This window comes from Streptomyces sp. NPDC002088 (assembly GCF_040296605.1).
Lineage (GTDB): Bacteria > Actinomycetota > Actinomycetes > Streptomycetales > Streptomycetaceae > Streptomyces.
Window position 1 is genome coordinate 696,867 of sequence record NZ_JBEOXO010000002.1, and the last position, 13,003, is coordinate 709,869.

Here is a 13,003-nt window from a genome sequence, read left to right on the forward strand (position 1 = left end):
GTGACCTGTGGGAGCTCATTCCAGCTCGAGCACGCGCGCGTGCAGCACTTGTCGCTGCTGGAGTGCCGCCCGCACCGCGCGGTGCAGCCCGTCCTCCAGGTACAGGTCGCCCTGCCACTTCACGACGTGCGCGAAGAGGTCGCCGTAGAAGGTCGAGTCCTCGGCGAGGAGGGTCTCGAGGTCGAGCTGCTGCTTGGTGGTCACCAGCTGATCGAGGCGGACCGGGCGCGGCGCGACGTCCGCCCACTGCCGGGTGCTTTCCCGGCCGTGGTCGGGGTACGGCCGGCCGTTTCCGATGCGCTTGAAGATCACACGGAAAGCCTACCGGCCCAGACCTTCCGGGCGCAGCCATGGCGACGGAGTGCGACGCTGGAAAAGACGCCGTAAAGCGGGGCAAACGGGAACAGGGGCCGGAGATGAGTGACAGCGAGACCGTGCCGCAGGCCGCCGCCCCCGAGACCGCCGGGAGCGCTCCCGCCCTCCCGCAGGAGGCCCTGAAGATCGCCTCCGGCTACGCCTTCGCCGGGCCCGCGCTCGACCTGGGCGCCCTGATCTGGGACGGGAACTGCCTGCCCGACGCCCAGGTCCGCATCCCGCTTCCCATGCTCAACCGCCATGGTCTGGTCGCCGGCGCCACCGGCACCGGCAAGACCAAGACGCTCCAGCTGATCGCCGAGCAGCTCTCGGCGCAGGGCGTGCCCGTCTTCCTCGCCGACATCAAGGGCGACCTGTCCGGGATCTCGCAACCGGGCCTGTCCAATGACAAGGTGCGGTCCCGTGCCGCCGAGGTGCACCAGCAGTGGACGCCGGCCGGCTTCCCGGCCGAGTTCCTCGCCCTCGGCGGACTCGGGCACGGCATCCCGGTCCGGGCCACGATCACCAGCTTCGGCCCGGTGCTGCTGTCGAAGGTGCTGCAGCTCAACCAGACCCAGGAGCAGTCCCTCGGTCTGATCTTCCACTACGCCGACACCAAGGGCCTGGAGCTCGTCGACCTCAAGGACCTCAGGGCGGTCGTCGCCTTCCTCACGTCCGACGAGGGCAGGGCCGAGCTGAAGAACATCGGCGGTCTGTCCACGGCCACGGCCGGGGTCATCCTGCGCTCCCTCACCGCCTTCGAGGCACAGGGCATGGCCGACTTCTTCGGCGAACCGGAGTTCGACACGAGCGAGTTCCTGCGCACGGCGTCCGACGGCCGGGGCATCGTCTCCGTCCTCGAACTCCCCGCCGTCCAGGACAAGCCCCAGCTCTTCTCCACCTTCCTGATGTGGCTGCTGGCCGACCTCTTCCACGACCTGCCCGAGGTCGGCGACGCCGACGAGCCGAAGCTGGTCTTCTTCTTCGACGAGGCGCACCTGCTGTTCAACGACGCGTCCAGGGCGTTCCTCGACGCGATCACGCAGACCGTCCGCCTCATTCGCTCGAAAGGGGTCGGCGTCTTCTTCGTCACGCAGACCCCGAAGGACATACCCGGAGACGTCCTCGCCCAGCTCGGCAACCGGATCCAGCACGCCCTGCGCGCCTTCACCCCCGACGATCAGAAGGCGCTCAAGGCCACGGTGAAGACCTTCCCGGACTCCGCCTATGACCTGGAGGAGCTCCTCACCGGCCTCGGTACCGGCGAGGCCGTCGTCACGGTCCTGAGCGAGAAGGGCGCCCCGACCCCGGTCGCCGCGACCCGCCTGCGCGCCCCCGAGTCCCTGATGGGGCCGGTCGACGCCACGGCCCTGGACGAGGCGGTGCGGTCCTCGCCGCTCCACGGCCGTTATGCACAGGCTGTGGACCGGGAGTCGGCGTACGAGAAGCTTGCGGCGAGGCCGGAGAAGGCCCCCGAGCCGCCGACCCGCACGGCTCCCACGGGTCGCAGGGCTCCCCGGGCCAAGGAGGAACCGTCCGTCGTCGAACAGGTCGTCGGCAGCGGCATGTTCAAGTCCCTGGCCCGTTCCGTCGGCACCCAGATCGGCCGCGAGATCACCCGCTCGCTCTTCGGCACGACCCGCCGCCGGCGGTGAGGACGGGCCGGACGCGCGCAGGCGCCCGGCCCGGCACGGGATCAGCAGCCGTGCTCCCGCTCCATCACGGATGGCGGCTGCGGCTTCGCTTCCCTCACTGCCTTCGCTTCTCTCACGTCCGGCTTCGGTGCGTTGCGTGCGGCCTCCGCGCGCAACAGCGCGCGCAGGACGGCGTACGGGTCTTTGGGCATGGCTGTCGTGTTCCTTGCGTCGTACTGAACCGAGGGGACCGGGAGGACCGGTTCTCGTCAGCAGCGCAGGACCACCGTGCGCAGGGTGGCGTGCGGGGCGCATGAGGTTTCGACCGGAGCGAGGCCGGCCCGGCTTTCAGCCGCTTCGGGCGCCGGGTCCTGAAGGGGTGCCGGACGCGGGGGTACTGCGGGCCGGTGGGCGGCGGCACGGGCTGGTGGCCGCAGCGCGGTGTCGAGGACGACGTCGTACTCGACCGTCCCGCCGGAGGCGGCGACGGCGGGCGCGGCGTGGATCTCGGCGTGGGCGCCCGGCACCAGCAGCGCGAGCAGCAGGACGAGCGCACGCAGCCAGCCTCGGCCGTACGAGGGGAGGTGCGGTGCGCTGCTGCTCACGGAGGTTCATCTCCCCGGGCGAGGTACGGCGTTCATCGCGCGGTGCGCGAGATCCGCCCGCTCGGCGTAGGCGGGGTTCGTACGGTGGGTGAGATCCGCCCGTTCGGTGTGGGCGGGGTTCGTACGGTGGGTGAGATCCGCCCGTTCGGTGTGGGCGGGGTTCGTACGGTGGGTGAGATCCGCCCGTTCGGTGTGGGCGGCGTTCGTACGGTGGGTGAGATCCGCCCGTTCGGCGTGGGCGGGGTTCATACGGTGCGCGGGGCCCGCCGGGCCCGCCCGTGGATCCGGATCGCGGTGACGATCTCGATGATGCCGACCGCGACCAGCCAGATCCCGGCGACCAGCGTGAGGATGGCGACCGATTCGATCGGCGAGTCGATCAGGACGATTCCGGCGATGAAGGTCACGATCCCGAGGAAGATCTGCCAGCCGCGCGCGGGCATGCTCCGGTCGTGGACGGCGGCCAGCGTCTGGGTGATCCCGCGGATCAGCCAGCCGATGCCGATCCACAGCCCGAGCAGCAGGAGCGACTGCATGGGTCCGCGGAAGCAGAGCAGGCCCAGCAGGATCGACAGGGCGCCGCTGATGAAGGCCAGCACGCGCAGCGAGGTCGTCTTATGGGTGCCGAAGGCGGAGCTCAGCTGGAGCACGCCGCTGATCACCAGGTAGACGCCGAACAGGATGCCGGCGGCGTGCAGGGAGGCGCCCGGCCAGACCAGGACCAGGATGCCCAGGATGAGGGAGGCGACGCCGGTGATCAGGACGACCTGCCAGGCGGCCTCGGACAGGGCGCCCAGCGGTCCCTCGAACGGAGGTTCGGGCTCGTGGCCGCCCGGCTGGCCGGGCGTGTGCTTGGCGTGGACCTTGCGGTCGTCGTACTCCGGGCCCCAGGAGGAGCCGCTCGGTGGCTCGGTCATGGTCCATCTTTGGAACGGGCGTCGGTGTACCGCCACCGGGGGTGGGCCGGCCGACTGACGGTTACCCGGTTACCTGCCGGCTGCCTTCGCCGCTGCCTTCATCTCCTGCTTGTGCGCCCGCACCTTGGCCAGCGACTCGGGCCCGGTGATGTCGGCGACGGAACGGAAGGACTTCGGCTCGCCGTAGGCACCGGCGGCCTCCCGCCAGCCCTCGGGCCGCACCCCGAGCTGCTTGCCGAGCAGCGCGAGGAAGATCTGCGCCTTCTGCTTGCCGAACCCGGGCAGCTCCTGGAGCCGCTTCAGCAGTTCCCGCCCGCTGTCGACGTCCCGCCAGACGGTCTCGGCGTCACCGTCGTAGTGCTCGACGAGGTACTGGCACAGCTGCTGGATCCGCTTCGCCATCGACCCCGGGTAGCGGTGGACGGCCGGCTTCTCGGACAGCAGCGCCGCGAAGGCCTCCGGGTCCATCGCCGCGATCTCGTGCGCGTCCAGGTCGTCGCTGCCCGTCCGTCGGGCGATCGTCGCCGGCCCCTTGAACGCCCACTCCATCGGGACCTGCTGGTCCAGCAGCATCCCGACCAGCGCGGCGAGCGGGGAGCGGCCGAGGAGCTCGTCGGCCTCGGGGTCCTGGGCGAGGTGAAGGGTGACGTCCATGGGTCGATGATCGCGCCTGCGGGGTCAGGACGCGCGCCAGTACCCCAGCGCGTGCACCCGCTGTTTCGCAACGCCCAGGTCCTTGCGTACGTACGACGACAGCGCCCTCCCATCCGCGACCCTGCCCCATGGCGCTGCTTCACGCATCGCGTACGATTCCACCACAACCTACTTAGGCAAGGCTAACCTAAAACAAAGAGGGGCCACAGGGGTGACCACCGAGATCTACCGAGATGCGTGGGGAATCCCGCATCTGCGTGCCGGCAGCGCCCGCGAACTCGCCCGCGCCCAGGGCCGGGTCACCGCCCTCGACCGTGCCTGGCAGCTGGAGGTCGAGCGGCATCGCGCCCAGGGCACCTCCGCCGCCTTCCTCGGCCCCGAGGCCCTGGCCTGGGACCGCTTCGCGCGACGCGTCCGCCTCGACGACACGGCCAGACGCTGTTACGCCGCCCTGGAGGAGAGCGACCCCGAGACGGCCGACTGGGTCCGTGCCTATGCCGACGGCGTCACCGAGGGCCTGGCGGCGGCGACCACGGCGCCGGAGTTCACCCAGGTGGACCTCGCCCCCGGCCGCTGGGAACCCTGGACCCCGCTCGCCGTCTGGCTCTCCACCCACATTCTCTTCGCGGGCTTCCCCGCCAAGCTGTGGCGCGAGGAGGCCGTACGCCACCTCGGCCCGGACGCGGTCGGCCTGTTCGCCACCGACGGCCCCGGCACCTCCGGCAGCAACGGCTGGCTGGTGAGCGGCGAGCGCACGGCCACCGGGCAGGCCGTCATCGCCGGCGACCCGCACCGCTTCATCGAGGCGCCGGGCGTCTACCAGCAGATCCGCCTCGCCTGCCCCGAGTTCGACGTCGTCGGCCTCGCCGTCCCCGGCGTCCCCGGCATCGCCCACTTCGGCCACACCGGCACCGTCGCCTGGGCCATCACCAACGCCATGGCCGACTACCAGGACCTCTACCGCGAACGGCTGCGCCGCACCGGCGCCGGCGTCGAGGCCCTCGGCCCGGACGGCGTCTGGCACCGGGCCGCCCGGCACACCGAACTCGTCCGCGTGGCCGGCGAGGAGACCGTCGAGGTCGAGGTGATCGAGACCGACCGTGGCCCCGTCATCGCCGGCGGCCCCGAGGGCCTCGACGACGGCACCCCCCTCGCCCTCAGCCTCCGCTACCCGCCCCGCGTCACCGCCGACCTCGGCTTCAGCGCGCTGCTTCCCCTGCTGCGGGCCCGCCGGGTCGCCGACGTCGACCGCGCCCTCGACGCCTGGGCCGAGCCCGTCAACGTCGTCCAGGCCGCCGACACCGAGGGCGGGCTGCTGCACCGGGTCGCGGGCCGGGTGCCGGTGCGCGCCGAGGCCAACCGCACCCGCCTGGTCCCCGCCTGGGAGCCCGGCCACGAGTGGACCGGCTGGCACGAGACGCCCCGCGCCGGCCTGACCGACGGCATCGCGGTGATGGCCAACCAGCGCGGTCCCGCGGCCCCCCTGGGCGTCGAGTTCGCCCCACCCCACCGCGCCGACCGCATCCGCGCCCTGCTCGACGAGCGCCGTACCCTCTCCGCCGCCGACATGCCCGCCATCCACACGGACACCCATCTCGCCTCCGCCGCCCCCCTGCTGGACCGGCTGGCGGCCCTGGACGACCTGACTCCGCAAGCCGCCGACCTGCGCGACCGCCTCCTGCGCTGGAACCGCCGCATGGACGCCACCAGCACGGACGCGTCCGCCTACGCGGCCCTGCGCGGCGCGGTGGTCCGCCGCCTCACCGCCCACCCCGCCCTCGCGGCCCTGACCGTCCCGCCCGCCTACCCAGAGGTCCTCCTCCCCTGGCTCGCCCTCGCCCCACGCGTCGGCTTCGCCCTGGAACACCTGCTGCGGGCCGAGAAGCTGTACGGCATCGACCGCGCGGCCGTCGTCCGCGCGGCCCTGGAGGAGGTGGCCGCCGGGACGACCGACCGCCCGTGGGGCGACACCCACCGCCTCGCCCCCTGGCAAGCGCTGCCCGACCCGTCGTACGCCGGACCCGCACTCTCCGGCGACCACGACTGCGTGCTGTGCACCTCCGCCGTGCCCGGCCTCACCGACCTCGCCGCGCGCGGCCCGGCGGCCCGCTACGTGTGGGACCTGGCCCGCCGTGAGGACAGCCGCTGGGTGGTGCCGTTCGGCGCCTCGGGAGTCCCCGGCGCACCGCACCACCGCGACCAGCACCCGCTGTGGCTGGCGGGAGATCTCGCCCCCGTCGTCACCGACTGGGACCAGTTGGAGAAGGAGACCGATGAGCCCCGTGCGACCGATGACTGACCCGTACGCCGCCCCCGCCCGCGAAGCCGTCCACGAGCAGGTGACCGATGGCTTCGGCACCGTCCGCATCCTTCCCCTCGACGCGCAGGCCGACGCCGGGGTCGTCCACCGCTGGGTGAGCGAGGAGCGCGCCGCCTTCTGGGGCATGAACGGCCTGACGGAGGACCAGGTGGGGGAGATCTACGCCCACATGGACACCCTCGACACCCACCACGCCTACCTCGTCGTCAAGGACGGCGCCCCGGTCGCCCTCCTCCAGACCTACGAGCCCGACGCCGACCGGGTCAGCGAGTGCTACGAGGTCCGGCCCGGCGACATCGGCCTCCACCTGCTGCTCGCGCCCGCCGGGGACGCGGGCCCGCGCCCCGGCTGGTCGTCGGCGCTCCTGAGCGCCTTCGTCTCGTACGTCCTGCTGGGCCTGGACCGGCACCGGGTCGTGGTCGACCCCGACGTGCGCAACGAGAAGGCGATCGACCGCTTCCTGCGGGAGGGCTTCGAGGCGGGCCCGGTCGTCGTCCTGCCGGAGATCGACCTCCCGGACGTGTACCTGCCGGAGAAGCACGCCCAACTGGCCTTCCTGCGCCAGGAGGTAGCGTTCCCCGGGTGACCCCGGACGACTTCTCGGCCCCGTACCACCTGCCTACGTGATGGTGAGTGGTGAGCGCGACGGGGTCTTCGTCCGTACGTATCCCAGAGCACACGAGTCCGAAGACGGAGCGGTGACGTGAGCGAAGGGCGCGATGGCGGACGACGGGACGGCGCACGGCGCGGAAACCGGCGACTTCGAGGGCTTCAAGGGCTGGTGCTGCTGGGTGCCGTGCTGGTCCTGCTCCTCCTCGGCGGCGCGGGACCGGCCTCGGCCCACGCCGCCCTCCGCGGCACCGACCCCGCCGACGCCGCCGTCCTCAAGTCGGCCCCCCGTGACATCACCCTGACCTTCACCGAGTCCGTCGGCCTGCTCGACGACTCCTTCCGCGTCTTCGACCCCGACAACCGCCGGGTGCGCACGGGCGAGCCGCAGCACGCGGCGGGCCGCTCGGACACGGCCCGGGTCACCCTGCCCGCCGAGCTGGGCGAGGGCACCTTCACCGTGGCCTGGCGGGTGGTGTCGGCGGACAGCCACCCGGTCTCCGGCGCCTTCACCTTCTCCGTCGGCAAACCCAGTCCGACCACGGCCGCGGTGAACCCCGGCCCGGCGCAGGACCCGGCCACCGCCGGCCTCTACGACATCGCCCGTTACGCCGCCTACCTCGCCGCGGCCCTCTTCATCGGCACGGCCGCGTTCGTCCTGGTCTGCCGCCCGCCCGACACCGCCCCGCTGCGCAAACCGCTCGTCGCGGGCTGGTGGACCCTCGTGGCGTCCACCGTCGTCCTGCTGGTGCTGCGCGCCCCGTACGAGGCGGGTACGGGCCCGGCGACGGCCCTCGACCCGTCCGCTCTGGCCCGCACCCTGACGGGCCGTCCGGGCCTGCTGCTCGTGGCCCGCCTGGCCCTGCTGGCCACGGCGGCCGTGCTCCTCGTACGGGCGCGCAGGCGTCCCCTCTCGCGCGTGACCCTCGCGTCGGCCGCCGCGCTCGCCGTCGGCCTGGCCCTGACGTGGGCGGCCGCCGAGCACGCGTCGGCCGGGATCCAGGTCCCGCTCGCGATCACGTCCTCGGTCCTGCACCTGCTGGCGATGGCGGTCTGGCTGGGCGGCCTGACAGCCCTGCTGACACTGCTTCACCGCACCGTGCTCCCAGCCTCCGTGGTCACCCGCTTCTCCCGCGTCGCCTTCACCGCCGTCACGGTCCTGGTGGTGACCGGCGTCTACCAGTCCTGGCGCGGCCTCGGCTCCTGGACCACGCTCACCGGCACGACGTACGGCCGCCTCCTGCTCCTCAAGCTGGCCGCGGTGACGCTGCTGCTGACGGCGGCGTCCTACTCGCGGCGTTGGACGGCACGGCCGGCCGCGGCGGCCGTGGGGGAACGGGTGCCGGAGATGGCGGGCGGACCGCCGCTCCCGGATCCGGCACCGGATCCGGCACCGGAACTGGAGCCGGAACTGGAGCCGGACGTCAGTAGCGCGCGCGGCCTGCGCCGCTCCGTGCTGGCCGAGGTCGCCGTCGGAGTGGTGGTGCTGGTGATCACGACGGTGCTGACGGGCACCGTCCCCGGTCGCGCCGAGGCCGAGGCGGCGCAGTCGGGGCCGTCGGCCACCGGCATCGCCGTCGCCTCCGTGACCATGGTCCCCTTCGACCTCGGCACCCCCGGCGCCCAGGGCAAGGTGCAGGTCACGCTCGACCCTGGCCGGGTGGGCGACAACTCGGTGGAGGCCGTGGTCTTCGGCCCCGACGGTGGCCTGTCCACGGTCCCCGAATTGCGCATCTCCTTCACCCTCCCCAGCCAGAAGATCGGCCCGCTCGACACCAAGGTGACCGACAAGGGCGGCTATTGGGCGACCGACGCGTTCAACCTCCCGCTGCCCGGCACCTGGACGATGAAGGTCACGGTCAGAGTGTCGGAGGTGGACCAGGTGAGCGAGACGCGGGAGGTGCGGATCGAGCGCTAGGCGCGTTGCCCTGCGAGGTTGGGGACGCGGCCGGCGGGCCGTTTGTTACCCACTCGGGTGGTGGCCGGGTCGCCGCTGGGGTGGCGTGGTGCGGTGGCGAGGTGGCGGAGGCCAGTGACCGCAACGGTCGGCGAGCCGGCGGGGCATCAAAACCGCACCAATTACGTATAGATGGACAATGCAGGCGAGAGTAACGGCAATGTGGATACTTCGTCACACGGTGCGCGTATCGCGTCCACATCCACACCCGGCGGACAGGGTGTGAGTGCGCGGCCGGCCGGCCGCCACCCGCACACCGCACCACCCCCGACACGGCCCCCGGCCGCGGGCGGGGAGGTGCCCGCACAACGCAAGGGGACCCTGTGTCCGTTACCTCTTCCGCAACCGCCCGTCGTCTGGCCGCCGCCACGCTCGCGGCCGGCGCCCTGACCGGAGCGGTGGCACTGCCGGCGTACGCCGCCGACCACGCCCGCCCGGACCAGCCACGGGTCGAGATCAGCGACGCGCACTACGCCTCTCCGGACCGTGACGACCGCTCGTACGGCTCCAACCGCTCCCTGAACAAGGAGTGGGTGGAGGTCACCAACAACAGTCGCCGCGAGGTCAACCTCGACGGCTGGACCCTCCGGAACGAGGACGGCCGCACCTACACCTTCCACCACGTCCGTCTGCACGGCCGGTCCACCGTCCGTATCCACACCGGCGTCGGCCGCGACACCCGCACCGACCTCTACCAGGACCGTCGCACCTACGTGTGGGACGACCGAGCCGACACCGTCACCCTGCGGAACGACCGCAACCGCTTCGTCGACGAGTACTCCTGGGGCGACGACCGCGACGACCGGGGCAATGACCGCCACTACCGCGGCGACGACCGCGACGACCGGGGCAATGACCGCCACTACCGCGGCGATGACCGCCACCAGGGCGACGACCGCCGCGACGACCGCGACGACCGTCACTACCAAGGCGACCACCACTGATCGACCGCCGGCGCCTGATGACCTCTGAGGAGCCCATCGGCCCGTAGGCACAGTCCGCGGCGCGTCGACCTCCGGGTCGGCGCGCCGTAGCCGGCCGGCGATTCACCGGCGCAGCCCGATCGCGGTGACGGCCCTGGCGGCCCTGGCGGCCCTGGCGGCTGTGGGGGCTTGGGGGCTGTGGGGGCTGTGGCGGCCCTGGCGGCCGTGGCGGCCCGTCAGGCGTGGCCCGGTGCCGGCTCCGGCTCGGAGAGATGCGCTGCCGCGCGACGGGGGAGCAGCAGAGGGGTCGCCAGCAGGAGCACGCCGGCCAGGCCGATGGCCGTACGCGGGCCGAGCAGGGCGCCCAGCACGCCCCAGACGGCCGTCAGGAGCGCGGTCGAGGCCTTGGTCGTCACCGCCCAGGCGGACAGTGTGCGGGTGACCCGGTCGGTCGCGGTGCGCTCGAGGCGGTAGGTGGCGTAGACGGGGTTGAAGACCCCGCAGCAGAAGATGAGCCCGAGCTCGACACCCATCACCAGCAGCAGTCCGCCGGTCCCTGGCCCCAGGAAGGCCAGGCCGACGGGCCAGATCGCGCGCAGCGTCCCGACCACGACCAGGACCTGGTGCTGCCCGAACCGGGTGACGAGCGGCCGGGCCAGCCGCGAACCGAGCAGCCCGCCGATCGAGGGCGCGGCGAAGGCGAGGCCGTACTGCCACGGTGTGAACCCGAGTCGGCCGAGCATCAGGACGGCCAGCAGCGGCTGGGCGGCCATCACCAGGCCGTTGAACAAGGCGGTGTTGAAGAACAGCAGGCGCAGTGTCGCGTCGGCGAGGATGTACCGCCAACCGTCGAGCAGGTCCGCGGCCCGCATGCGCGCGGCCTCCTGGCGCTCGGGCCGCGGCTCGTGTCCGCCCGTCGCGCGGATGCCCAGGGCCGAGAGCAGGTAGCTGACCGCGTCGGCCACCACCGTCGCCACCGGACCGAGGAGCCCGATCGCGGCGCCGCCCAGCGGCGGCCCGATGATCGTGGTCGTCCAGGTCGTGGACTCGAACCGGGCGTTGGCGACGAGCAGGTCCTCGGCCGGCAGCAGCGTCTTCAGGTACGCGCCGGAGGCGGCGCGGAAGGTGATGTCGGCCGCCGCGACGACGACCGAGACCAGCAGGAGCTGAAGAAAGGTGAGCGCGCCGAACGCGAACGCGGCGGGGATCGTCAGCAGCGCCGCGAACCGCACCAGGTCCATCGTGATCAGCACCGTCCGCTTGCGGCGGAACTCCACCCACGGGCCGAGCGGCACCGCCACGGCCGCGCCCACCGCAGCCCCCACGGAGGAGAGCGCGGCGACCTCGGCCGGTCCGGCGTGCAGCACCCGGATGGCGATCAGCGGGAACGCGCCGAAGGCGAGCCACGTGCCGAGCGCGCTGGTCCCGTACGCTCCCCAGAGCCACCCGAACCGCCGCCCCAGCCGGGGTCCGAGCAGATGTCCCAGCCGGTGCCCGCTCCTCATGCTCGCCGCCCCTCGCCACCCACCTGTACAACCGATTCGCGATCGGAAGCATCAAAGCGAGCGCCCTATTCAGGGGTCAAACAACCGCAGGACCGCCTGGCCACAACCAACAGTTGTGCACGTAGGGTGTCGACGTGGACCTCGACGCCGTCCGGACCTTCGTCGCCGCCGCCGACTCGGGGCAGTTCCAGGAGGCTGCCGCCGAGCTGGCGGTCACCCAGCAGGCCGTCTCCAAGCGCATCGCCGCGCTGGAGCGCAATCTCGGCGTGCGGCTGTTCACCCGCACCGCGCGCGGCGTCGAGCTCACCATCGACGGGCAGGCGTTCCTGCCCCACGCGCGCGAGCTGCTGCGCGTCGCCGAGCGCGCGGTCGGGTCCGTGCACACCGGCCGCCGTCCGCTGCGCGTCGACATCATCGCCTCGCGCGGCGCCGCGTCGGGCCTGATGCGCGGCTTCCACCGCGCGCACCCCGAGATCGAGCTCGACGTGCTGATGCTGTTCGACATCGAGACGGCCGTCGCCGCCATCCGGTCCGGTGCGATCGACGCGTCCTTCCGCGCCGTCGCCGTGCCCGGCCGGCCCCTTCCCGAGGACATCGAGTCCGTCCGGGTGCTCGACGAGCCGCTCCAGCTCCTCACCGGCCCCGCCCACGCGCTCGCGGGCGCCCGGTCGGTGCGCCTCGCCCAGCTCGCCGGGCACCGGATCTGGATGCCCGGCATCGTCCCAGGTACCGAGTGGGCCGCCTACTACGACGACCTCGTCGCCGAGTTCGGCCTCACCATCGAGGCGACCGGCCCCAACTTCGGCTCCGACGCACTCCTGGACACCGTCGCCGACACCCCGGCCCTGGCCACCTTCATGGGCGGGCACACCCGCCTCGTCTGGCCCGCCGGCCACGGCCTGCGCCGCATCCCGGTGACCGACCCGACGCCCGTCTACCCGCACTCGCTCCTCTGGCACCGCGACAACCCCCACCCGGCGCTGGCCACCCTCCGCGCCCACCTCGCCGCCACAGCGGCCGGCCACGACGCCGCCGGGACCTGGGCGCCGAGCTGGGTGATTCCGCGCTGAACGGCGCCGCGTCTTCCGGGCCGCGCCCGGGTCATGCCGGACGCCATGCTCAAGGACGCTCCCTGCGGACAAAAACCAGGACAACGGCGACTGAGGACAACGTCGAAGGGCCCCGCTGCAAGCAGCGGGGCCCTTCGACATCGTGCCCGGTGAGGCACTGGCGGAGGATACGAGATTCGAACTCGTGAGGGGTTGCCCCCAACACGCTTTCCAAGCGTGCGCCCTAGGCCTCTAGGCGAATCCTCCGCGGCAAACAATACAAGACGTTGAGGAGTGCTCGCGAACTCGTTCCCGACCCCCGGGATCAGGTACTGTTTGGGCAGCCCCTCACGCGGCGCTATCTGACTGAACTCCCCCAGGGCCGGAAGGCAGCAAGGGTAGGTCGGCTCTGGCGGGTGCGTGGGGGGCGCTTGCGTTCGCGGGCGGGGCTGGTTGTCAGTCGGCGCCTATAACCT

13 protein-coding genes, 1 tRNA gene, 1 other RNA gene and 1 pseudogene are annotated in these 13,003 nt (G+C 72.6%); 7 read left to right on the top strand and 9 right to left on the bottom strand.

What is annotated here, in order from left to right:
- Positions 1 to 15 precede the first annotated feature (15 nt).
- Entirely contained in the window at positions 16 to 312 is a 297-nt protein-coding gene (locus tag ABT114_RS06945) for a type II toxin-antitoxin system VapB family antitoxin (RefSeq protein ID WP_010352268.1), read from the bottom strand.
- 104 nt (positions 313 to 416) lie between these two features.
- Here ABT114_RS06945 and ABT114_RS06950 point away from each other — a divergent pair, with 104 nt between their 5' ends.
- Positions 417 to 2,009 (top strand): helicase HerA-like domain-containing protein, encoded by a 1,593-nt coding sequence (locus ABT114_RS06950; protein WP_351139373.1) that lies wholly within the window; start codon positions 417 to 419, stop codon positions 2,007 to 2,009.
- Between the two features lie 41 nt (positions 2,010 to 2,050).
- Here ABT114_RS06950 and ABT114_RS06955 read toward each other — a convergent pair whose 3' ends face one another.
- The 6 genes and pseudogenes from ABT114_RS06955 to ABT114_RS06980 all read right to left on the bottom strand — a co-directional run.
- Complete coding sequence (locus tag ABT114_RS06955; protein WP_351139375.1) at positions 2,051 to 2,200, bottom strand: hypothetical protein; 150 nt, start codon at positions 2,198 to 2,200, stop codon at positions 2,051 to 2,053.
- Positions 2,201 to 2,257: 57 nt separating this feature from the next.
- Positions 2,258 to 2,593, bottom strand: a complete 336-nt coding sequence (locus ABT114_RS06960) for a hypothetical protein (protein ID WP_351139377.1) — start codon at positions 2,591 to 2,593, stop codon at positions 2,258 to 2,260.
- Positions 2,594 to 2,599: 6 nt separating this feature from the next.
- On the bottom strand, positions 2,600 to 2,842 hold the full coding sequence (locus ABT114_RS06965) for a hypothetical protein (protein ID WP_351139379.1): 243 nt from the start codon (positions 2,840 to 2,842) through the stop codon (positions 2,600 to 2,602).
- Positions 2,839 to 3,510, bottom strand: a complete 672-nt coding sequence (locus ABT114_RS06970; RefSeq protein ID WP_351139381.1) for an HdeD family acid-resistance protein — start codon at positions 3,508 to 3,510, stop codon at positions 2,839 to 2,841. Before ABT114_RS06970 ends, ABT114_RS06965 begins: the two co-directional genes overlap by 4 nt.
- A gap of 69 nt (positions 3,511 to 3,579) precedes the next feature.
- Entirely contained in the window at positions 3,580 to 4,164 is a 585-nt protein-coding gene (locus ABT114_RS06975) for an HhH-GPD-type base excision DNA repair protein (protein ID WP_351139383.1), read from the bottom strand.
- 24 nt (positions 4,165 to 4,188) lie between these two features.
- Positions 4,189 to 4,281: pseudogene (locus tag ABT114_RS06980) on the bottom strand (siderophore-interacting protein); the annotation flags it as partial.
- 94 nt (positions 4,282 to 4,375) lie between these two features.
- Here ABT114_RS06980 and ABT114_RS06985 point away from each other — a divergent pair.
- The 4 genes from ABT114_RS06985 (at position 4,376) to ABT114_RS07000 (ending at position 9,994) form a co-directional block, all read left to right on the top strand.
- Complete coding sequence (locus tag ABT114_RS06985) at positions 4,376 to 6,463, top strand: penicillin acylase family protein (protein ID WP_351139385.1); 2,088 nt, start codon at positions 4,376 to 4,378, stop codon at positions 6,461 to 6,463.
- Positions 6,456 to 7,070, top strand: a complete 615-nt coding sequence (locus tag ABT114_RS06990) for a GNAT family N-acetyltransferase (RefSeq protein ID WP_351139550.1) — start codon at positions 6,456 to 6,458, stop codon at positions 7,068 to 7,070. Before ABT114_RS06985 ends, ABT114_RS06990 begins: the two co-directional genes overlap by 8 nt.
- A 195-nt stretch (positions 7,071 to 7,265) precedes the next feature.
- The gene (locus ABT114_RS06995; RefSeq protein ID WP_351139552.1) at positions 7,266 to 9,011 is read left to right on the top strand and encodes a copper resistance CopC/CopD family protein; all 1,746 of its coding nucleotides are present in this window, start codon (positions 7,266 to 7,268) and stop codon (positions 9,009 to 9,011) included.
- Positions 9,012 to 9,373: 362 nt separating this feature from the next.
- Entirely contained in the window at positions 9,374 to 9,994 is a 621-nt protein-coding gene (locus tag ABT114_RS07000; RefSeq protein ID WP_351139387.1) for a lamin tail domain-containing protein, read from the top strand.
- A 215-nt stretch (positions 9,995 to 10,209) separates the two neighbouring features.
- Here the strand turns inward: ABT114_RS07000 and ABT114_RS07005 are convergent, their stop codons facing one another.
- On the bottom strand, positions 10,210 to 11,478 hold the full coding sequence (locus ABT114_RS07005; protein ID WP_351139388.1) for an MFS transporter: 1,269 nt from the start codon (positions 11,476 to 11,478) through the stop codon (positions 10,210 to 10,212).
- 134 nt (positions 11,479 to 11,612) lie between these two features.
- On the opposite strand from ABT114_RS07005, the gene ABT114_RS07010 reads away from it, so the two are divergent.
- The gene (locus ABT114_RS07010) at positions 11,613 to 12,548 is read left to right on the top strand and encodes a LysR family transcriptional regulator (protein WP_351139390.1); all 936 of its coding nucleotides are present in this window, start codon (positions 11,613 to 11,615) and stop codon (positions 12,546 to 12,548) included.
- 158 nt (positions 12,549 to 12,706) lie between these two features.
- Here ABT114_RS07010 and ABT114_RS07015 read toward each other — a convergent pair.
- Positions 12,707 to 12,794, bottom strand: a tRNA-Ser gene (locus ABT114_RS07015).
- A gap of 72 nt (positions 12,795 to 12,866) precedes the next feature.
- Here ABT114_RS07015 and ffs point away from each other — a divergent pair.
- Positions 12,867 to 12,965: signal recognition particle sRNA small type (ffs, locus tag ABT114_RS07020), an RNA gene on the top strand.
- Positions 12,966 to 13,003 lie beyond the last annotated feature (38 nt).